A 20,071-nucleotide genomic window follows, 5' to 3' on the forward strand; every position below is an offset into this window, starting at 1 on the left:
GCCGTACCGTGGGCGCCGGCGTCGTTGCCAAGATCATTGCGTAATCTAGTGGGGATCGAAGGGGTATAGCTCAATTGGCAGAGCGTCGGTCTCCAAAACCGAAGGTTGTAGGTTCGATTCCTACTGCCCCTGCCACTTCAGGGTGGTAACAAAACAAGCCCGCCAGCCCCTGGCGGGCTTCGGCGTCTTGTAAGGCGCGATCAAATAGGCGAATTTATCTATGGCCACATCCCAGGTTGAGACGGTCACGACTGGTGCGGACAAGGCAAAGTTGTTCGCGGCAGTGGCGATTGTTCTCGCGTCCATTGCCGGTTTCTATTTGCTGGGTAAGCAAGGGCCCCTGATTCAATGGGGTGTGTTGCTGTTGGGGCTAGTGCTGGCTGTGGCGGTTTTTCTCGTTTCCGAGCATGGACGCCAGTTCGTCGGGTTTGCAAGCGATGCGTGGCGTGAGGTCAAGAAGGTTGTCTGGCCCACGCGCAAGGAAACGCTGCAAATGACGGGCTATGTGTTCGCTTTTGTGGTGGTGATGGCGCTGTTCCTTTGGTTCACGGACAAGACCTTGGAATGGGTTCTGTACGACTTGATCTTGGGCTGGAGGAAGTGATGGTGGATGCCGTGGACACGAATGGTGTGCAGCCTCCGGTGGATGTTCCGGTGAATCCAGATCTGCGCTGGTACATCGTTCATGCCTATTCTGGTATGGAGAAGGCGGTGGAGCGCAACATCCAGGAACGCATTGCGCGCGCCGGTATGCAGCAAAAGTTCGGCCGCATTCTGGTGCCCACTGAAGAAGTGGTGGAAATGAAGAATGGCCAGCGTAAGACTACCGAGCGTCGCCTTTTCCCTGGTTATGTGTTCGTCGAAATGGTGATGGACGATGACACCTGGCATTTGGTGAAGCACACCAGCAAAGTGACAGGATTCGTGGGCGGGGTGAAGAACCGCCCTGCGCCTATTTCCGAAGAAGAGGTGCAGAAGATTGTCAGCCAGATGCAGCAGGGAACGGACAAGCCGCGCCACAAGATCGAATTCATGGTGGGCGAGTTGGTGCGGGTCAAGGAAGGTCCGTTCACCGATTTCAACGGCTCCGTAGAAGAAGTGAATTACGAGAAGAACCGCTTGCGCGTTTCTGTGATGATCTTTGGCCGCTCCACCCCGGTGGAACTGGAATTTGCCCAAGTCGAAAAGACCTGAGCGTCAGTGAAGTATTCGCGCTTTTCGACTCGGTGCGATGAGAGAAGAGAGTCGGTAACCCCGGGGAGCCTGGTGAACGATCAGGCGTTAATACCCGCAAGGAGCAAACATGGCGAAAAAAATCGTCGGCTTCATCAAGCTGCAAGTGCCAGCTGGTAAGGCCAATCCCTCCCCTCCGATTGGTCCCGCGCTGGGCCAACGCGGTCTCAACATCATGGAGTTCTGCAAGGCGTTCAACGCGCAGACCCAAGGTGTCGAGCCTGGTCTGCCGCTGCCCGTGGTGATCACGGCTTTTGCAGACAAGAGCTTTACTTTCGTCATCAAGACGCCGCCCGCAACGGTGCTGATCAAGAAGGCGATCAAGCTGGACAAGGGCTCCTCCAATGCCTTGAGCACCAAGGTGGGCAAGATCACCCGTGCACAGCTCGAAGAGATCGCCAAGACCAAGCTCAAGGACATGAATGCTGCTAGCGTTGACGCGGCAGTGCGCACGCTGGCTGGTTCTGCTCGCTCGATGGGCGTGACGGTGGAGGGTCTGTAAATGGCAAAGCTGACCAAGAAGCAAAAGGCCCTGCAGGGCAAGGTGGACTCTACCAAGCTGTACGCTTTCGCTGAGGCGGTGGCTCTGGTGAAGGAAGCCGCTACTGCCAAGTTCGACGAATCCATCGACGTTGCTGTGCAACTCGGCGTGGATGCCAAGAAGTCGGACCAGGTGGTGCGTGGTGCCGTGGTGCTGCCGAATGGCACGGGCAAGACAACGCGCGTTGCCGTGTTCGCCCAAGGCGCCAAGGCAGAAGAAGCCAAGGCCGCAGGTGCCGACATCGTGGGCATGGACGACCTGGCCGCTCAGGTCAAGGCTGGAGATATGCCGTTCGACGTGGTGATCGCTGCTCCCGATGCCATGCGCGTCGTGGGTACGCTGGGCCAGATCCTGGGCCCCCGCGGTCTGATGCCGAACCCCAAGGTAGGCACGGTGACGCCGGATGTGGCGACGGCCGTGAAGAACGCCAAGGCGGGTCAGGTGCAGTTCCGTGTCGACAAGGCTGGTATCGTGCACAGCACCATTGGTCGTCGGTCGTTCGACAACGACAAGTTGCAGGGCAACCTGGCAGCTCTGATCGAAGCGCTGAACAAGGCCAAGCCTGCGACCAGCAAGGGCGTGTACCTGCGCAAGGTAGCTGTGTCGTCCACGATGGGCGTCGGCGTCCGCGTGGATACGCAGACCATCGCGGCGTAATTGCGAAATCTTCAGGCCTGGTGCCCATGAGGGCGGCAGATCTGATGTGGTGGGCTGACAGCTCCTTTGGGGCTGGCAGGCCATCCAAGACCGTTGGTGTGCAAGGTGCACTTAAACCTTTGGAGGCCAACGCAGATGGCGATCCCGCTGCAGATGGAATGCATGTTCCAAAACAGTTGGTCGCTGCAACAAGAGCGTGCACGGAGGCTTGTCCGAAGTGCGCATATGAAGGAGTAGACCTTGAGTCTTAATCGCAGTGAGAAAGAAGCGGTCATCAATGAAGTGACCAGCCTCGCCGCTAAAGCTCAAACGCTCGTGATCGCGGAATACCGTGGCATCACGGTGGCCGACATGACCAAACTGCGCGTGGAAGCTCGCAGCAAGGGTGTGAGCCTGAGTGTTCTGAAGAACACCCTGGCCCGCCGTGCTGTGGCTGGCAGCCAGTTTGACGTGGTGGCCGACCAGATGACCGGTCCTCTGATCTATGGCTTCTCCGAAGACGCTGTGGCCGCCGCCAAGGTGGTGGCCGATTTCGCGAAAACCAACGACAAGCTGGTGATTCGCGGCGGCGCTTTCGCGGGCAAGGCCCTGGACGTGAACGGCGTGAAGCAACTGGCCAACATTCCTACCAAGGAAGTGCTGCTGGCCCAGCTGTGTGGCTTGCTGATGTCGCCGATCTCCCGCACCGCCGTGGTGCTGGGTGCCCTGGCGGCCAAAAAAGGCGAAGGCGAGCCTGCTGCTGCCTGAGGCAGCGTGGCAATCGTCCCCCCTCTCAACCAATTGTTAGGAAATCAAAATGGCATTCGATAAAGACGCATTCTTGACCGCGCTGGACAGCATGACGGTCCTGGAACTCAATGACCTGGTGAAGGCCATTGAAGAGAAGTTCGGCGTGAGCGCTGCCGCTATGGCTGCTCCCGCTGCTGGCGGCGCTGCCGGCGGCGGTGCTGCAGCTGCTGAAGAAAAGACCGAGTTCAACGTGGTGCTGGCCGACGCCGGCGCCAACAAGGTGGCGGTCATCAAGGCAGTGCGCGAAATCACCGGTCTGGGCCTCAAGGAAGCCAAGGACCTGGTGGACGGCGCTCCCAAGAACGTCAAGGAAGGCATTGCCAAGGCTGACGCCGAAGCTGCCGTCAAGAAGCTGGTGGAAGCCGGCGCCAAGGCCGAACTCAAGTAATCGACCTTGTCTCCTGGGCTGGGGGTCTTGCAAAAGGCCTCCAGCCTTTGGTGCTTATGGGACGCACTTTAGAGCGCACTAGAAAGCGGCCCCCGTGGACTGTTTTCTAGTGTCTTCTGAACCATCCGACAGCAGAAGACGCCTTGGTTCGGGCGATGTGCAACGCATCGCCGTCCGCCATGGTTGGTAGTGGCCAACCGCCAAGCCTGCAGGGTGGCCGCCTTGCAGGGCAGTCGTCGAAGATCCCATTCCATGTCCTTGCCCGGAGATCTCATGGCCCAAACATCCACGTACAGTTATACCGAACGCAAGCGCATTCGCAAGAGCTTCGGTAGCCGCGACAGTGTGCTCAAGGTCCCGTACCTGCTGCAGATGCAGCGGGATGCCTATACCGCGTTCCTGCAGGCCGACACGGCCCCGCAAAAACGCAGCAACGAAGGCCTGCAGGCCGCATTCAACTCCGCGTTTCCCATCGTTTCCCACAACGGCTTCGTGGAGATGAAGTTCGTTGAATACAACCTGGCCAAGCCGGCGTTCGACGTGCGCGAATGCCAGACCCGCGGCTTGACTTTTGCATCGGCCGTGCGTGCCAAGGTGCAGTTGATCATCTACGACCGCGAGTCCTCGACCTCGCAGTCCAAGGTGGTCAAGGAAGTGAAGGAGCAGGAGGTCTACATGGGCGAAGTGCCCCTGATGACTGACAAGGGCTCCTTCATCATCAACGGCACGGAGCGCGTGATCGTCTCCCAGCTGCACCGCTCGCCCGGCGTGTTCTTCGAGCACGACAAGGGCAAGACCCACAGCTCGGGCAAGTTGCTGTTCTCTGCGCGCATCATCCCCTACCGCGGCTCCTGGCTGGACTTCGAATTCGATCCGAAGGACATCCTGTACTTCCGCGTGGACCGTCGCCGCAAGATGCCGGTCACGATCCTGCTCAAGGCCATCGGCCTGAACCCCGAATCCATCCTGGCGAACTTCTTCGTCAACGACAACTTCCGCCTGATGGACAGCGGCGCTCAGCTGGAGTTCGTGCCCGAGCGTCTGCGTGGCGAGGTGGCGCGCTTCGACATCACCGACAAGGCCGGCAAGGTGATTGTGGCCAAAGACAAGCGCGTGACGGCGCGCCACACGCGTGAGCTGGAGCAGTCCGGCACCACGCACATCAGCGTGCCTGAGGACTTCCTCATCGGCCGCGTGGTGGCCCGCAACATCGTAGACGGCGACACCGGCGAGATCCTGGCCAAGGCCAACGAAGAGCTGACCGAGGCGTTGCTCAAGAAGCTGCGCGCTGCTGGCGTGCAGGACCTGCAGGTCATCTACACCAACGAACTTGACCAAGGCGCCTACATTTCGCAGACGCTGCGCATCGACGAAACCGTGGATGAATTCGCCGCGCGCGTGGCCATCTACCGCATGATGCGCCCCGGCGAGCCGCCGACCGAGGATGCCGTGCAGGCCCTGTTCCAGCGCCTATTCTACAACCCCGACACGTACGACCTGTCGCGCGTAGGCCGCATGAAGTTCAACGCCAAGATCGGCCGCGACGAAGCCACCGGCCCGATGGTGCTGTCCAACGACGACATCCTGGCCGTGGTCAAGATCCTGGTGGACCTGCGCAACGGCAAGGGCGAGGTGGACGACATTGACCACCTGGGCAACCGCCGCGTGCGCTGCGTGGGCGAGCTGGCCGAAAACCAGTACCGCACGGGCCTGGCACGTATCGAAAAGGCCGTGAAGGAACGCCTGGGCCAGGCCGAGCAAGAGCCGCTGATGCCCCACGACCTGATCAACTCCAAGCCGATTTCCGCGGCGCTCAAGGAGTTCTTCGGTGCGTCCCAGCTGTCGCAGTTCATGGACCAGACCAACCCGCTGGCCGAGATCACGCACAAGCGCCGTGTTTCGGCCCTGGGCCCGGGCGGTCTGACCCGCGAGCGTGCCGGCTTCGAGGTGCGTGACGTGCACGTGACCCACTACGGCCGCGTGTGCCCGATCGAGACGCCTGAAGGTCCGAACATCGGGCTGATCAACTCGCTGGCCCTGTATGCCCGCCTGAACGAGTACGGCTTCATCGAGACTCCCTACCGCCGCGTGGTGGACGGCAAGGTCACGATGGAAATCGATTACCTGTCGGCCATCGAAGAAGGCAAGTACATCATCGCCCAGGCCAACGCCACGCTGGATGCCGAAGGGCGTCTGACGGGCGACCTGGTGTCGGCACGCGAAAAGGGTGAATCGACCCTGGTGTCCGCCGACCGTGTGCAGTACATGGACGTGTCGCCTGCACAGATCGTGTCGGTGGCGGCTTCGCTCGTTCCGTTCCTGGAGCACGACGACGCGAACCGCGCGCTGATGGGCGCCAACATGTCGCGCCAGGCCGTGCCCGTGCTGCGTCCCGAGAAGCCCATGGTGGGCACGGGTATCGAGCGCGTGGCGGCCGTGGACTCCGGCACCGTGGTGACGGCCAACCGTGGCGGCGTGGTGGACTATGTGGACGCCACCCGTATCGTGGTGCGTGTGAACGACGACGAAGCCGTGGCCGGTGAAGTCGGCGTGGACATCTACAACCTCATCAAGTACCAGCGCTCCAACCAGAACACGAACATCCACCAGCGCCCCATCGTCAAGAAGGGCGACAAGCTGGCCAAGGGTGACGTGATTGCCGACGGCGCTTCGACCGACCTGGGCGAGATCGCCATCGGCCAGAACATGCTGATCGCGTTCATGCCCTGGAACGGCTACAACTTCGAGGACTCGATCCTGATCAGCGAGCGCGTGGTGGCCGAAGACCGCTACACCTCGATCCACATCGAGGAGTTGGTGGTGATGGCCCGCGACACGAAGCTGGGCGCGGAAGAAATCACCCGCGACATCCCGAACCTGTCCGAGCAGCAGCTGAACCGTCTGGACGAGTCCGGCATCATCTACGTGGGCGCCGAAGTGCAGCCCGGCGACACGCTGGTCGGCAAGGTCACGCCCAAGGGCGAAACCACCCTCACGCCTGAAGAGAAACTGCTGCGCGCCATCTTCGGCGAGAAGGCGTCCGATGTGAAGGACACCTCGCTGCGCGTGGACCAGGGCTCGCAGGGCACGGTGATCGACGTGCAGGTGTTCACCCGTGAAGGCATCCAGCGCGACAAGCGCGCCCAGCAGATCATCGACGATGAACTCAAGCGCTTCCGCCTGGACCTGAACGACCAGTTGCGCATCGTGGAGGCCGACGCGTTCGACCGTATCGAGAAGCTGCTGACCGGCCGCGTGGCCAACGGCGGCCCGCAAAAGCTGGCCAAGGGTACGAAGATCGACAAGGCCTACCTGGCCTCGGTGGAGAAGTTCCACTGGTTCGACATCCGCCCCGCCGAGGAAGAGGTCGCCACGCAGCTGGAGTCCATCAAGAACGCGCTGGAGCAGACCCGCCACAGCTTCGACCTGGCCTTTGAAGAAAAGCGCAAGAAGCTCACCCAGGGCGACGAGCTGCCGGCCGGCGTGCTGAAGATGGTCAAGGTGTACCTGGCCGTCAAGCGCCGCCTGCAGCCTGGCGACAAGATGGCCGGCCGCCACGGCAACAAGGGCGTGGTGTCCAAGATCGTTCCGGTCGAAGACATGCCCTACATGGCCGACGGCACCCCCGCCGACATCGTGCTCAACCCGCTGGGCGTGCCTTCGCGGATGAACATCGGCCAGGTGCTGGAAGTCCATCTTGGCTGGGCCGGCAAGGGCATGGGCCAGCGCATCGGCGACATGCTGCAGCGCGAGGCCAAGACGGCTGAGCTGCGCAAGTTCCTGGAAGAAATCTACAACTCGCGCGGCCGCAAGGAAGACCTGTCGCAGCTGAGCGACGACGAAATCCTGGCCATGGCGCGCGAGCTGACCTCGGGCGTTCCCTTCGCATCGCCCGTGTTCGACGGCGCGTCCGAAGAGGAAATCAAGGACATGCTCAAGTTGGCCTACCCGGACGACCTCGCCCAGGCCAAGGGCCTGACCGAGACGCGCACGCAGGCGTACCTGTACGACGGCCGCACGGGCGAGCGTTTCGAGCGCCCGACGACCGTGGGCTACATGCACTACCTGAAGCTGCACCACTTGGTGGACGACAAGATGCACGCCCGCTCGACCGGTCCGTACTCGCTCGTCACGCAGCAACCGCTGGGCGGCAAGGCGCAGTTCGGTGGCCAGCGCTTCGGTGAGATGGAAGTGTGGGCGCTGGAAGCCTACGGCGCCGCCTACGTGCTGCAGGAAATGCTGACGGTGAAGTCCGACGACGTGCAGGGCCGTACCAAGGTGTACGAGAACATCGTCAAGGGCGAACACGCGATCGAAGCCGGCATGCCGGAGTCGTTCAACGTGCTGGTCAAGGAAATCCGTTCGCTGGGCCTGGACATCGAGTTGGAACGTTCCTGAGCAGGATCGAGTTTTTAAAAAAGTGAGCGGCTGGCGCTCACTCCCTCTGGGTTTGCAGGTGTTTTGTCTTGCAAATCCTTATGTGGCAAGCGCCAGCAGCTATGTTTTTAGGTGAAAAGGAAAGAGTCACATGAAATCGCTACTCGACCTGTTCAAGCAATTCACGCCCGATGAGCATTTCGATGCCATCAAGATCGGCATGGCTTCGCCCGAGAAGATCCGTTCGTGGTCTTTCGGCGAAGTGAAGAAGCCCGAGACCATCAACTACCGCACGTTCAAGCCCGAGCGCGACGGCCTGTTCTGCGCCAAAATCTTCGGGCCCATCAAGGACTACGAATGCCTGTGCGGCAAGTACAAGCGCCTGAAGCACCGCGGCGTGATCTGCGAAAAGTGCGGCGTTGAAGTCACGCAGACCAAGGTGCGCCGCGAGCGCATGGGCCATATCGACCTGGCCGCACCCTGCGCCCACATCTGGTTCCTGAAGTCGCTGCCTTCGCGCCTGGGCCTGGTGCTCGACATGACGCTGCGCGACATCGAACGCGTGCTGTACTTCGAAGCCTACGTGGTCACCGACCCCGGCATGACCCCGCTGAAGAAGTTCGGCATCATGTCCGAGGACGACTACGACGCCAAGCGCAAGGAATACGGCGACGAGTTCGTCGCCAAGATGGGCGCCGAGGGCATCAAGGAGCTGCTGGAAGGCATCGACATCGAGATCGAGATCGAGAAGCTGCGCGGCGACCTGACGGGCTCCGAAGTCAAGGTCAAGAAGAACGCCAAGCGCCTGAAGGTGCTGGAGGCCTTCAAGAAGTCCGGCATCAAGCCCGAGTGGATGATCCTGGAAGTGCTGCCCGTGCTGCCGCCGGACCTGCGTCCGCTGGTGCCGCTGGACGGCGGCCGCTTCGCCACGTCGGACCTGAACGACCTGTACCGCCGCGTCATCAACCGCAACTCGCGCCTGCGCCGCCTGCTGGAGCTGAAGGCTCCCGAGATCATCGCGCGCAACGAAAAGCGCATGCTGCAGGAAGCCGTGGACAGCCTGCTGGACAACGGCCGCCGCGGCAAGGCGATGACGGGCGCCAACAAGCGCGCCCTGAAGTCCCTGGCCGACATGATCAAGGGCAAGTCGGGCCGCTTCCGCCAGAACCTGCTGGGCAAGCGCGTGGACTACTCGGGCCGTTCCGTGATCACCGTGGGTCCGACGCTCAAGCTGCACCAGTGCGGCCTGCCCAAGCTGATGGCCCTGGAGCTGTTCAAGCCCTTCATCTTCTCGCGCCTGGAGGCCATGGGCATTGCCACGACCATCAAGGCCGCCAAGAAGGAAGTGGAAGCCGGCACGCCCGTGGTGTGGGACATCCTGGAAGAGGTCATCAAGGAACACCCGGTGATGCTCAACCGTGCGCCCACGCTGCACCGCCTGGGCATCCAGGCGTTCGAGCCCATCCTGATCGAAGGCAAGGCCATCCAGCTGCACCCGCTGGTCTGCGCCGCGTTCAACGCCGACTTCGACGGTGACCAGATGGCCGTGCACGTGCCGCTGTCCGTGGAAGCGCAGTTGGAAGCCCGCACGCTGATGCTGGCGTCCAACAACGTGCTGTTCCCCGCGTCCGGCGAGCCCTCCATCGTGCCCTCGCAGGACGTGGTGCTGGGCCTGTACCACGCCACCCGCGAGAAGATCAACGGCAAGGGCGAAGGCCTGGTGTTCGCCGACACCGGCGAAGTCCAGCGCGCGCTGGATGCGGGCGAGGCCGAGCTGCACGCCAAGATCAGCGTGCGCCTGACCGAGTGGACCAAGGACAAGGCGACGGGTGAGTTCGTGCCCGAGACCAAGCTCGTGGACACCACTGTGGGCCGTGCGCTGCTGTCGGAAATCCTGCCCAAGGGCCTGCCCTTCAGCAACCTGAACAAGGCGCTGAAGAAGAAGGAAATCTCCAAGCTCATCAACGCGTCGTTCCGCAAGTGCGGCCTGAAGGACACCGTGGTGTTCGCCGACAAGCTGCTGCAAAACGGCTTCCGCCTGGCCACGCACGCGGGCTTCTCCGTGGCGATCGACGACATGCTGGTGCCGCCGCAGAAGGCCGAGATCCTGGCCCGCGCCGAAGCCGAGGTGAAGGAGATCGAGCAGCAGTACGTCTCCGGTCTGGTGACGGCCGGCGAGCGCTACAACAAGGTGGTGGACATCTGGGGCAAGGCCGGCGACGACGTGTCCAAGGTGATGATGGATCAGCTCAAGGTCCAGAAGACCATCGACCGCAACGGCAAGGAAGTGAACGAGGAATCGTTCAACGCCATCTACATGATGGCCGACTCCGGCGCCCGCGGCTCGGCGGCCCAGATCCGTCAGCTGGCCGGTATGCGCGGCCTGATGGCCAAGCCCGATGGCTCGATCATCGAGACGCCTATCACCGCGAACTTCCGCGAAGGCCTGAACGTGTTGCAGTACTTCATCTCCACCCACGGTGCCCGTAAGGGCCTGGCGGATACGGCGTTGAAGACCGCGAACTCGGGTTACCTGACCCGTCGCCTGGTGGACGTGACGCAGGACCTGGTGGTGACCGAGGACGACTGCGGCACCTCGAATGGTTCGCTGATGCGCGCCATCGTCGAGGGCGGTGAAGTCATCGAGTCCCTGCGCGACCGTATCCTGGGCCGTACCGCGGCCGAGGAAGTGCTGCACCCCGAAACACGTGCCGTGCTGGCGCAGCCGGGCCGGATGCTCGATGAAGACCTGATTGAAGAGCTCGAAGCCGCAGGCGTGGACGAAGTGAAGGTGCGTACCGCGCTGACCTGCGAAACCCGCTACGGCCTGTGCGCCAAGTGCTACGGCCGCGACCTGGGCCGCGGCGGCCTGATCAACCTCGGCGAAGCCGTGGGCGTGATCGCCGCGCAGTCCATCGGCGAGCCCGGCACGCAGCTGACCATGCGTACGTTCCACATCGGTGGTGCGGCATCGCGTGCGGCGGTGGCGTCCAGTGTGGAAGCCAAGTCCAACGGCATCATCGGCTTCAACGCCACGATGCGCTACGTGACCAACACCAAGGGCGAACTGGTGGTGATTGCGCGCTCGGGTGAAATCATCATCCAGGACGAGCACGGCCGCGAGCGCGAGCGCCACAAGGTGCCGTACGGCGCGACGCTGACGGTGAAGGCCGACCAGAACATCAAGGCCGGCACCATCCTCGCCAACTGGGACCCGCTGACGCGCCCGATCATCACCGAGTACGCAGGTACGGTGAAGTTCGAGAACGTCGAGGAAGGCCTCACGGTGGCCAAGCAGGTGGACGAGGTCACGGGCCTGTCCACGCTGGTGGTGATCGACCCCAAGCGCCGCGGCTCTGCCAAGGTGGTGCGTCCGCAGGTGAAGCTGGTGGACGCCGATGGCAAGGAGGTGAAGATCCCCGGTACCGACCACTCGGTGACGATCGGCTTCCAGGTCGGCGCGCTGATCCAGGTGCGCGACGGCCAGGAAGTGGGCCCCGGCGAAGTGCTGGCCCGCATCCCGATGGAAGGCCAGAAGACCCGCGACATTACCGGCGGTCTGCCGCGCGTGGCCGAGCTCTTTGAAGCCCGCAGCCCCAAGGACAAGGGCATGCTGGCCGAGATGACCGGCACGATCTCCTTCGGCAAGGAAACCAAGGGCAAGGTGCGCCTGCAGATCACCGATCCGGACGGCAAGGTCTGGGACGAGCTGGTGCCCAAGGAAAAGAACGTGCTGGTCCACGAAGGCCAGGTGGTCAACAAGGGCGAGCTGATCGTCGACGGCCCGGCCGATCCGCAGGACATCCTGCGCCTGCTGGGCATCGAGGAGCTGTCGCGCTACATCGTTGACGAAGTGCAGGACGTGTACCGCTTGCAGGGTGTGAAGATCAACGACAAGCACATCGAGGTGATCGTGCGCCAGATGCTGCGCCGCGTCGTGGTCGAGAACCCGGGCGAGTCCACCTACATCGCCGGCGAGCAGGTGGAGCGTTCCGAGATCCTCAACACCAACGAGGCGCTGCAGGCCGAAGGCAAGCTCCCTGCCACGTACTCCAACGTGCTGCTGGGCATCACCAAGGCGTCGCTGTCCACCGACTCGTTCATTTCCGCCGCGTCGTTCCAGGAAACGACCCGCGTGCTCACCGAGGCTGCCATCATGGGCAAGCGCGACGAGCTGCGCGGCCTGAAGGAGAACGTGATCGTGGGCCGTCTGATCCCCGCCGGCACGGGCTTGGCTTACCACCAGGCGCGCAAGGCCAAGGACGCCATGGACGAGGCCGAGCGCCGCGCCATCGCAGATGCCGAAGCCGCCGAGCTGGCCTCTGCCGGCACCCACGACGCAGCCGCCGAGATCGACGGCAGCGCCGACACGGCTGATTAAGCCGTTGCCAGTCCCGCCTCTCGCATGCGGGTACTGAACGCTCCCGGCTTGCCCATCCGGCAGGCCGGGAGTTTCTTTTTTGTCGTGTTACCAATCCCTCGGTTGGCAGGGGCCGTGCCCGCTGGCGCGAAGCCCCGGCTGTGAACATGTTGACCACCTGGATACTTCTCGCCCTGTTCCTGTTCTGGGCCGTGGGCGCCTACAACCGGCTCATCCGCCTGCGATCCGCGGCGCTGCAGGCCTTTGGCGGGCTGGACACCCACATGGTGCGCTGGATTGCCCTGCTGGGTGAGTACGAGGCTGCGCACGGTGCGCCTGGCGCGGTCCAGGCCATCGTGGGCGACGAACCGGCGCCGGCGGCGGACGCGCACGACGCCCATGCTGCCCTTTGGGCCGCGGCCACGCAACTCGGCGCCTCGCTGGCAGTAGCGCGCGCGCGCCCGCTGGACAGCGGCGCCGCCGCCGCCCTGGCGGCCGCATCGCAGGTGCTGGAGAACGCCTGGCAGACCGTTGTGCGCGAAGCCGCGCAGGTGAGCGAAGGTGTGGCACCCCCTGCACTCGCCCCATGGGTGGTGCGGCGCGAACAGGTGGCGCTGCACAGCGACGAGGCGCGCCGCCTGTTCAACGATGCCGTGGCTCAGTACAACCATGCCATCGCCCAGTTTCCCGCCAGCCTGCTGGCGTGGCTGTTCGGCTTCAAGAAGGCGCAGACGCTGTGAACAAGCCTACTTCCATCCCGACGCAGGGGGCTCCCGCGGTTGCGTTGAGCCAGTTGCTGGACGCCACCGCCTTGGCGCTGCAGGCGGTGCGCGCAGGGCAGTCGGGCACCGTGGCGCTGGAGACCACGGCTGCCGCGCTGCGCCCCGGCGTGCAGGCGCTGCTGTTCCAGGTGCTGCGCCACCTGGGGCGCGCGCAGGCCTTGCGCCGCCAGCTGGCACCCCGCAACCCACCGCCGCGGGTGGATGCGCTGCTGTGCACCGCCCTGGCACTGGCCTGGGACCCGCAGGCCGCTCCCTACGCGCCGTTCACCCTGGTCAACCAGGCGGTCGAGGCCGCCAAGCGCCACCCCGCGACGCGGGCGCAGGCGTCTTTCGTCAACGCCTGCCTGCGGCGCTTCCTGCGTGAGCGCGACACGCTGGTGGCCGCCACGCAGGGCGACGAGGTCGCCGTGTGGAACCACCCCGCATGGTGGATCCAGCGCCTGCGCCGCGACCACCCCGATCAGTGGCAGCAGATCCTGCAGGCGAACAATGCGCCCGCGCCCATGGTGCTGCGGATTTCTAAGTCAAAAAGCACTCCAGCGCTTTACCAGCAAGCGTTAGAAGCTATCAGTATTGAAGCGATGGCGGTAGGCCCCGAAGGGCTGGCGCTGGCACGCCCCGTGCCGGTGCAGCAACTGCCCGGCTTTGCAGAGGGTGTTGTCTCGGTGCAGGATGCCGCCGCGCAGATGGCGGCGCCGCTGCTGCTCAACGGGCTGGACGCCGCGCAGCCGCTGCGCTTATTGGATGCCTGCGCCGCCCCCGGCGGCAAGACCGCCCATTTGCTGGAATGGGCCGCCGCACTGCGGGCCCCTTGGCGGGTCACCGCGTTGGAGGTGGATGCGGCACGCGCCGAGCGCATCCATGACAACCTGCATCGCCTGGGGCTGAGTGCCCAGGTGCTGGTGGCCGATGCCGCCGTGCCCGCCGACTGGTGGCAGCAGGCCAGCGGTGGTGAGCCGTTCGACGCGATCTTGCTCGACGCGCCCTGTACCGCCTCGGGCATCGTGCGCCGCCACCCCGACGTGCGCTGGCTGCGGCGTGAGAGCGACGTGGCCCAGCTGGCCGCGCAGCAGTCGCGTCTGCTGGCGGCGCTGTGGCCGCTGCTGCGCCCCGGCGGGCGGCTGCTGTATTGCACCTGTTCGGTGTTCCGGGCCGAAGGCGACGGGCAGATCGCAGCGTTTCTTGCGCACAACACTGACGCACGCCTGCTGCCGTCGCCGGGCCATTTATTCCCCGGCAGACCAGACAAGCGCGACGGGCTCCGTGACAATGTGCCGGGTGAACACGACGGTTTCTTTTACGCCCTGTTGCACAAGGCCCCCGCCTGAACGTGCCGGTCTGCGCAGGCCGGGGTGGCTGTGGGCCGCGCTGGTTTGTTTGCTGGCGCTGTGGATCGCGGCCATTCCCGCCGCCCACGCCCAACAGCACGGCGAGATTGTTGAACTGCAACTCGACCCGCTGCCCGAGGGACTGTATCTGTCGGCCACGCTGCAGCTGGAACTCCCCGAACTCGTCAAGGATGCGCTCTACAAGGGCATTTCCGTGTTCTTCATCACCGAGGCCGAGGTGGTGCGCCAGCGCTGGTACTGGTCCGACAAAGTGGTGGCGCAGGCCAGCCGTTTTCTGCGGTTGAGCTACCAGCCCCTTACGCGGCGCTGGCGTGTGGTGCAGTCGTCCACGCCCTTTGCACCGTCGGGCCTGGGCGTGTCGCTGGGCCAGAATTTCGACACGCTGCAGGATGCGCTGGCATCGATGCAGCGCATCGCGCGCTGGAAGATCGCCGACGAGGGGCAGGTCGATGAAGGCGTGACCTACGTCATGAACTTCCAGTTCCGGCTGGATACCTCGCAGTTGCCCCGGCCCTTGCAGATCGGTGCGGTGGGCCGCTCGGGCTGGAACATGGTGCTTGCGCGCAGCGTGCCGCTGAGCGTGGTGGAGGCTGCGCGGTGAAAGCGGGCGATCCGCGTCCCGCGGGTTCGGCCCGCCGCGCAGAGACACGCGCACGCGCCGTGCGATGGGCGCTGGGCCTCGGCACGGGGCTGATGTGCGCCATCGCATTGGTGCTGCTGTTCCTGCTGACGCTGGCCACCAACAACCGTGACCTGTACGAACGCAACTTCGCCTGGCTGCTGGGCGTGAACGTACTGGTGGCGCTGGTGCTGCTGGCCGTGTTGGTCTGGGGCGCCCTGCGCCTGGTGGTGCGCCTGAGGCGGGGGCGCTTCGGCAGCCGGCTGCTGCTCAAGCTCGCGGGCATCTTCGGGCTGGTGGGCGTGATCCCCGGGCTGCTGATCTACGTGGTGTCCTACCAGTTCGTCTCGCGCTCCATCGAGAGCTGGTTCGACGTCAAGGTCGAGGGCGCGTTGACCGCCGGTGTGAGCCTGGCGCGCGTCACGCTCGACACCATTGCCAGCGACCTGGCCTCCAAGACGCGCACCGCCAGCAGCCAGTTGGCCCAGGTGCCCGATGCGGCCGCGGGCCTGGTGCTGGAGCGCATGCGGGACCAGTTGGGGGCCACCGACCTCGTGCTGTGGAACGCCGCGGGCCAGCCCGTCGCCGGCACCGGGCAATCGCGCTACATGCTCAACCCCGAGCGCCCGAGCGCGCAGCAGTTCCGCATGGCGCGGCAAGACCGCGTCACCTTCCAGATCGAGGGCCTGGACGACATCACCGACCCGCTGGCCGCGGAGAACGCGCGCGTGCGCGCGCTGGTGCTGGTGGCCAACCCCGGCGTGGGTCTGCTGGCCGAACCGCGCTTCGTGCAGGCTACCGTGCCCTTGCCCCAGGCGCTGGTCGCCAACGCCATTGCGGTGCAGGAAGCAAACCGCGAATACCAGGAACGCGCGCTGGCGCGCGGCGGGCTGCGGCGCATGTACATCGGCACGCTGACGCTGAGCCTGTTCCTTGCCGTCTTTGGCGCGGTGCTGCTCGCCGTGGTGCTGGGCAACCAGCTTGCGCGGCCCCTGCTGGTGCTGGCCGACGGCGTGCGCGAGGTGGCGGCAGGCAACCTGTCGCCCAAGGCCGCGCTGCAGACCAAGGACGAGCTGGGCGGGCTCACGCGCTCTTTTGCCCTGATGACGCAGCAGCTTGCGGACGCCCGCGGCACGGTCGAGCAAAGCCTGAACGCGCTGGATGCCGCGCGCGGGCACCTGCAGACCATCCTGGACAACCTCACGTCGGGAGTCATCGTGCTGGATGAAAAAGGCATCGTCCAGTCGTCCAACCCTGGTGCGACCCGTGTCCTGCGCGCGCCACTGGCGGCCTATGAAGGACGGCCGCTGGCTGAGGTGCCGGGGCTGGCGGATTTCGCGGCGGCCGTGCAGCGGCACTTCGATACCTTTTTGCTGGATCGTGACCACCACGGTCTGGACCACTGGCAGCAGACCTTTGAGCTGCACGCGGCGGGCGGTGGCGTCACCACGCAAGGCACCAGCCTGGTGGCGCGCGGCGCGCAACTGCCCAACGAGGCGCGGTTGCTGGTGTTCGACGACATCTCCGAAATCGTCTCCGCGCAGCGCGCCCAGGCGTGGGGCGAGGTTGCTCGGCGTTTGGCGCACGAGATCAAGAACCCGCTGACGCCGATCCAGCTCTCGGCCGAGCGTCTGGAGATCAAGCTCTCAGGCAAGCTGCCTGCGGCAGAGCAGGCCGTGCTGACCAAGTCGGTGAAGACCATCGTGGACCAGGTGGATGCGATGAAACGGCTGGTCAATGAATTCCGCGACTACGCGCGCCTGCCGTCTGCGGAACTGCACACGCTGGACCTGAACGCACTGGTTGCCGATGTGCTGCATTTGTATGGCGCCGAGACCGCGCAGGTGCCGGTCGAGGCCGAGTTGGACCCGCGCTGCCCCGCGATCTCCGGCGATGCCCAGCAATTGCGCCAAGTGGTGCACAACCTGCTGCAGAACGCCCAGGACGCGACGCAGCAGGCGGCCGAGCAGGGGGGCGTTCCACCGCCGCCCGTGCGCATCAGCACACGCTGGAGTGCATCCGCGAAACGTGTGCGGCTGACGGTGTCGGACTGCGGGCCGGGCTTTCCTCCACACATCCTGCAGCGCGCCTTCGAGCCCTACGTCACGACCAAGCCGCGGGGCACTGGGCTGGGACTGGCCGTCGTCAAAAAAATCGCGGATGAACATCGCGCGCGGATCGATCTGGTCAACCGCGTGGAAGACGGCGTGGTGAAGGGCGCACAAGTGTCGCTATCATTCGCCCCTGAATCGGCGGTGGCGCTCTAACAACACCGCACGTGCAGCAAGGGTGCATTTACACACATGGCAAATATTCTGGTGGTCGACGACGAACTGGGGATCCGGGACCTGTTGTCAGAAATTCTGAACGACGAGGGGCATAGCGTCGACCTTGCCGAGAACGCCACGCAGGCCCGCAACGCGCGCTTGAATGGCAGCTATGACCTGGTACTGCTGGATATCTGGATGCCCGATACCGACGGGGTATCGCTGCTCAAGGAATGGGCCATGGCCGGCACGCTGACCATGCCAGTGATCATGATGAGCGGCCACGCCACCATCGACACGGCCGTGGAAGCCACGCGCATCGGTGCCTTCTCCTTTCTCGAGAAACCCATCACCATGCAGAAGCTGCTCAAGGCAGTGGAGCAGGGCCTGGCACGCAGTACGGCGCAGCCACCAGCAAGCGCTGCCGCGCCGGCCCAGACCAACACCGCACCTGCACCCGCAACAACCGGTGCCATTGCCAATGGCGCGCCGGCTCCTGCGCCTGTTGTTGCGGTGATGGAGCAGGCGCCCATGTCCCACCAGGGCTTCAATCTCGACCGACCCTTGCGTGAGGCGCGCGACGGTTTTGAAAAAGCCTACTTTGAATTCCATCTCGCCCGCGAAGGCGGCTCGATGACACGCGTCGCCGAAAAAACAGGATTGGAGCGCACACATCTTTACCGCAAGCTGCGCCAATTGGGGGTGGACCTCGGGCGCAACAAACGCAACGCGTGAATTGGCAAAAATTTTGCAGCTTGGCGTCATGCCCCGATTTCTCGGGCTATAATTCAAGGCTCAGGCCCGGTAGCTCAGTTGGTAGAGCAGAGGATTGAAAATCCTTGTGTCGGCGGTTCGATTCCGTCCCAGGCCACCACATACAACGCCCAACCACTCGGTTGGGCGTTTTTGTTTCTGCACTGCCACGCTGCATGGAACGACGCAGTGGTTGCGTGTCCTCATCCTCCAGCGCTGCACAGGACCTCTCCGTGATTCGGGGCCTTGTTTCTTTCGCGGGACGGTAGTCCTTTCTTTGGGAGCCAGTACCTGCAGGCACGGGCGCGGGGGTACAGAAGCCAGGCACTCTCCCATGCCCCAAAGATCACGCGCTGCGGGCAGCTCTACGCAGGGCGACACTTCGGGCTGCATGTACGCCCATGTGTCATGAGCGTGTGACGGCTTTGAACTACAGTGACCGGATGCAAGACTTTTCACGCACGCTTTCGCTGACGGGGGCGTCCAACTTCCGTGATCTGGGAGGCTATCGGGGGCTGGATGGACGCACGGTACGCTGGCGCCGGTTGTTCCGCTCCGATCATCTGGCGGCCCTGACACCGCAGGACGCGCAGGTGCTGGCCGGTGTGGGGCTGACCCGCTCGGTGGACTTCCGCGGGCTGGTGGAGAGCGCGGCCCAGTCGTATGCGCTGCCGCAGGTGCGCTATCACGCGCTGCCGATCGAGCCGACCGTCGTGCAGCGCGCCAAGGAACTGGCGGTAGCGGGCCAACAGATCACGGCACCCGTTGCGGTAGGGCTGATGCAGGACACCTACCGCGCCTTTGTTTCCGACAACGCGCAGCAGTTTGCGGGCTTGTTCGAGCAGTTGCTGGCAGAGGATTCCCCACTGGTCTTTCACTGCACTGCGGGCAAGGACCGCACCGGTTTCGCCGCGGCCCTGATTCTGCTGGCGCTCGGCGTGTCGCGCGAGGTGGTCATGCAGGACTACCTGTTGACTAACGCGCTGTACCGTCGGCCCGCGGGGCTGGTCAGCTCTGCGCCGCAGGAGGTGCTGAACGTGATCTGGCGCGTGCAGGAGGACTTCCTGGAGGCCGCATTGCAAGCCGTTGACCAGGACCACGGCGGCGTGCAGCGTTACCTGGAGCGTCGCCTGGGCGTGGACGATGCCGCGCGCAGCCGCCTGGCGCAGCTGTACCTGCAGCCGCTGTCGGAGTGAGGCGCCGCGGCCGTGCGCCCTGGGCCGCTCGGGCATAAAAAAAGCAGCCCGGAGGCTGCTTTTTTTGCGAAACCCGCGCCACGGTGTCAGAGCGTGGCGTCCTTGAGTTTCTTCAGTGCGCGGGTCTTGATCTTGACCGATGCGGGCTTGGCGGGGAACCAGCGCTCTTCGCCGGTGAACGGGTCCTTGCCGAAGCGCTTCTTCTTGGCGGGCACTTGCTGCAGGCCGATCTTGAGCAGGCCGGGCAGCGTGAACTCGCCGGAGCCCTTCTTGTGCACGGAAGCCAGGATGGCCGTCTCCAGCGCGGCGAGCACGGCCTTGGCGGCCTTGGGCTCGACACCCGCCTGCGTGGCGAGGTGGGCGATCAGCGCGGTCTTGGTGAAGGCTTCCTTCACGGGCTTGATGGCAGCAGGAGCTGCGGGGGCGGCTGCCTTCTTGGCAGGTGCCGCAGCCTTTTTGGCGGCGGTCTTTTTCACCGGAGCGGTGGTCTTCTTTGCAGTTGCCATGATGTCGGATCGTTGTAAGGTGTATACAAGCAGGCCAGCCAGGCTGGTGATCGGATTCTAGGCGCTGTCTGTGCGCGTGGGGTGTCCTATTCATGCGGGTTTGCGCGAGAAAACCACGCTATCGCGGGCCTGTGGACGGCACAGGGCACGCACGTGCCGCACGGGTGGCGCGCATGCGGGTAAGCTGTGCAACCATTCCCTGATGCACCAGGAGATGTAATGGATGCCTCCCTCCCCACGGGGAAGTCGATCGC

General features: G+C 64.2%; 15 protein-coding genes and 2 tRNA genes. 16 read left to right on the forward strand and 1 reads right to left on the reverse strand.

Annotated features, from left to right (window positions below):
* Positions 1-59: 59 nt before the first annotated feature.
* The 16 genes from OX89_RS12495 (at position 60) to OX89_RS12570 (ending at position 19,311) form a co-directional block, all read left to right on the forward strand.
* A tRNA-Trp gene (locus OX89_RS12495) sits at positions 60-135 on the forward strand.
* A gap of 85 nt (positions 136-220) precedes the next feature.
* The gene (secE, locus tag OX89_RS12500) at positions 221-604 is read left to right on the forward strand and encodes a preprotein translocase subunit SecE (RefSeq protein ID WP_015914495.1); all 384 of its coding nucleotides are present in this window, start codon (positions 221-223) and stop codon (positions 602-604) included.
* Positions 604-1,194, forward strand: a complete 591-nt coding sequence (gene nusG / locus OX89_RS12505) for a transcription termination/antitermination protein NusG (protein ID WP_011806989.1) — start codon at positions 604-606, stop codon at positions 1,192-1,194. Before secE ends, nusG begins: the two co-directional genes overlap by 1 nt.
* A 109-nt stretch (positions 1,195-1,303) precedes the next feature.
* On the forward strand, positions 1,304-1,735 hold the full coding sequence (gene rplK, locus OX89_RS12510) for a 50S ribosomal protein L11 (RefSeq protein WP_011806988.1): 432 nt from the start codon (positions 1,304-1,306) through the stop codon (positions 1,733-1,735).
* A complete protein-coding gene (gene rplA, locus OX89_RS12515) occupies positions 1,736-2,431 on the forward strand; it encodes a 50S ribosomal protein L1 (protein ID WP_011806987.1) in 696 nt (231 codons plus the stop codon). It abuts the gene before it with no gap.
* Positions 2,432-2,671: 240 nt separating this feature from the next.
* Entirely contained in the window at positions 2,672-3,178 is a 507-nt protein-coding gene (gene rplJ, locus OX89_RS12520; protein ID WP_011806986.1) for a 50S ribosomal protein L10, read from the forward strand.
* 49 nt (positions 3,179-3,227) lie between these two features.
* A complete protein-coding gene (rplL, locus tag OX89_RS12525) occupies positions 3,228-3,608 on the forward strand; it encodes a 50S ribosomal protein L7/L12 (RefSeq protein ID WP_015914493.1) in 381 nt (126 codons plus the stop codon).
* 273 nt (positions 3,609-3,881) lie between these two features.
* Complete coding sequence (gene rpoB / locus OX89_RS12530) at positions 3,882-8,006, forward strand: DNA-directed RNA polymerase subunit beta (RefSeq protein WP_011806984.1); 4,125 nt, start codon at positions 3,882-3,884, stop codon at positions 8,004-8,006.
* Between the two features lie 130 nt (positions 8,007-8,136).
* Positions 8,137-12,366 carry a DNA-directed RNA polymerase subunit beta' gene (gene rpoC, locus OX89_RS12535; RefSeq protein ID WP_011806983.1) on the forward strand — a complete coding sequence of 1,410 codons (4,230 nt, stop codon included), beginning with the start codon at positions 8,137-8,139 and terminating at the stop codon, positions 12,364-12,366.
* A 146-nt stretch (positions 12,367-12,512) separates the two neighbouring features.
* Positions 12,513-13,085, forward strand: coding sequence for a LemA family protein (locus OX89_RS12540; protein ID WP_047350855.1), 573 nt, complete (start codon positions 12,513-12,515; stop codon positions 13,083-13,085).
* Positions 13,082-14,455 carry a 16S rRNA (cytosine(967)-C(5))-methyltransferase RsmB gene (rsmB, locus tag OX89_RS12545; protein WP_047350852.1) on the forward strand — a complete coding sequence of 458 codons (1,374 nt, stop codon included), beginning with the start codon at positions 13,082-13,084 and terminating at the stop codon, positions 14,453-14,455. The genes OX89_RS12540 and rsmB overlap by 4 nt, the downstream gene beginning before the upstream one ends.
* Positions 14,397-15,077, forward strand: a complete 681-nt coding sequence (locus tag OX89_RS12550) for a DUF4390 domain-containing protein (RefSeq protein ID WP_369799288.1) — start codon at positions 14,397-14,399, stop codon at positions 15,075-15,077. The genes rsmB and OX89_RS12550 overlap by 59 nt, the downstream gene beginning before the upstream one ends.
* A gap of 92 nt (positions 15,078-15,169) precedes the next feature.
* Complete coding sequence (locus OX89_RS12555; protein WP_369799289.1) at positions 15,170-17,362, forward strand: ATP-binding protein; 2,193 nt, start codon at positions 15,170-15,172, stop codon at positions 17,360-17,362.
* Positions 17,363-17,398: 36 nt separating this feature from the next.
* On the forward strand, positions 17,399-18,097 hold the full coding sequence (locus OX89_RS12560) for a response regulator (RefSeq protein WP_011806978.1): 699 nt from the start codon (positions 17,399-17,401) through the stop codon (positions 18,095-18,097).
* Positions 18,098-18,160: 63 nt separating this feature from the next.
* A tRNA-Phe gene (locus OX89_RS12565) sits at positions 18,161-18,236 on the forward strand.
* Between the two features lie 322 nt (positions 18,237-18,558).
* Positions 18,559-19,311, forward strand: coding sequence for a tyrosine-protein phosphatase (locus OX89_RS12570; protein ID WP_047350854.1), 753 nt, complete (start codon positions 18,559-18,561; stop codon positions 19,309-19,311).
* A gap of 86 nt (positions 19,312-19,397) precedes the next feature.
* On the opposite strand, the gene OX89_RS12575 is transcribed toward OX89_RS12570, so the two are convergent.
* Positions 19,398-19,817 (reverse strand): HU family DNA-binding protein, encoded by a 420-nt coding sequence (locus tag OX89_RS12575; RefSeq protein ID WP_011806976.1) that lies wholly within the window; start codon positions 19,815-19,817, stop codon positions 19,398-19,400.
* Positions 19,818-20,071: the final 254 nt, after the last annotated feature.

The sequence above is a fragment of the Diaphorobacter sp. J5-51 genome (genome assembly GCF_001023515.1).
In the GTDB taxonomy this organism is placed as follows: Bacteria; Pseudomonadota; Gammaproteobacteria; order Burkholderiales; family Burkholderiaceae_C; genus Diaphorobacter; species Diaphorobacter nitroreducens.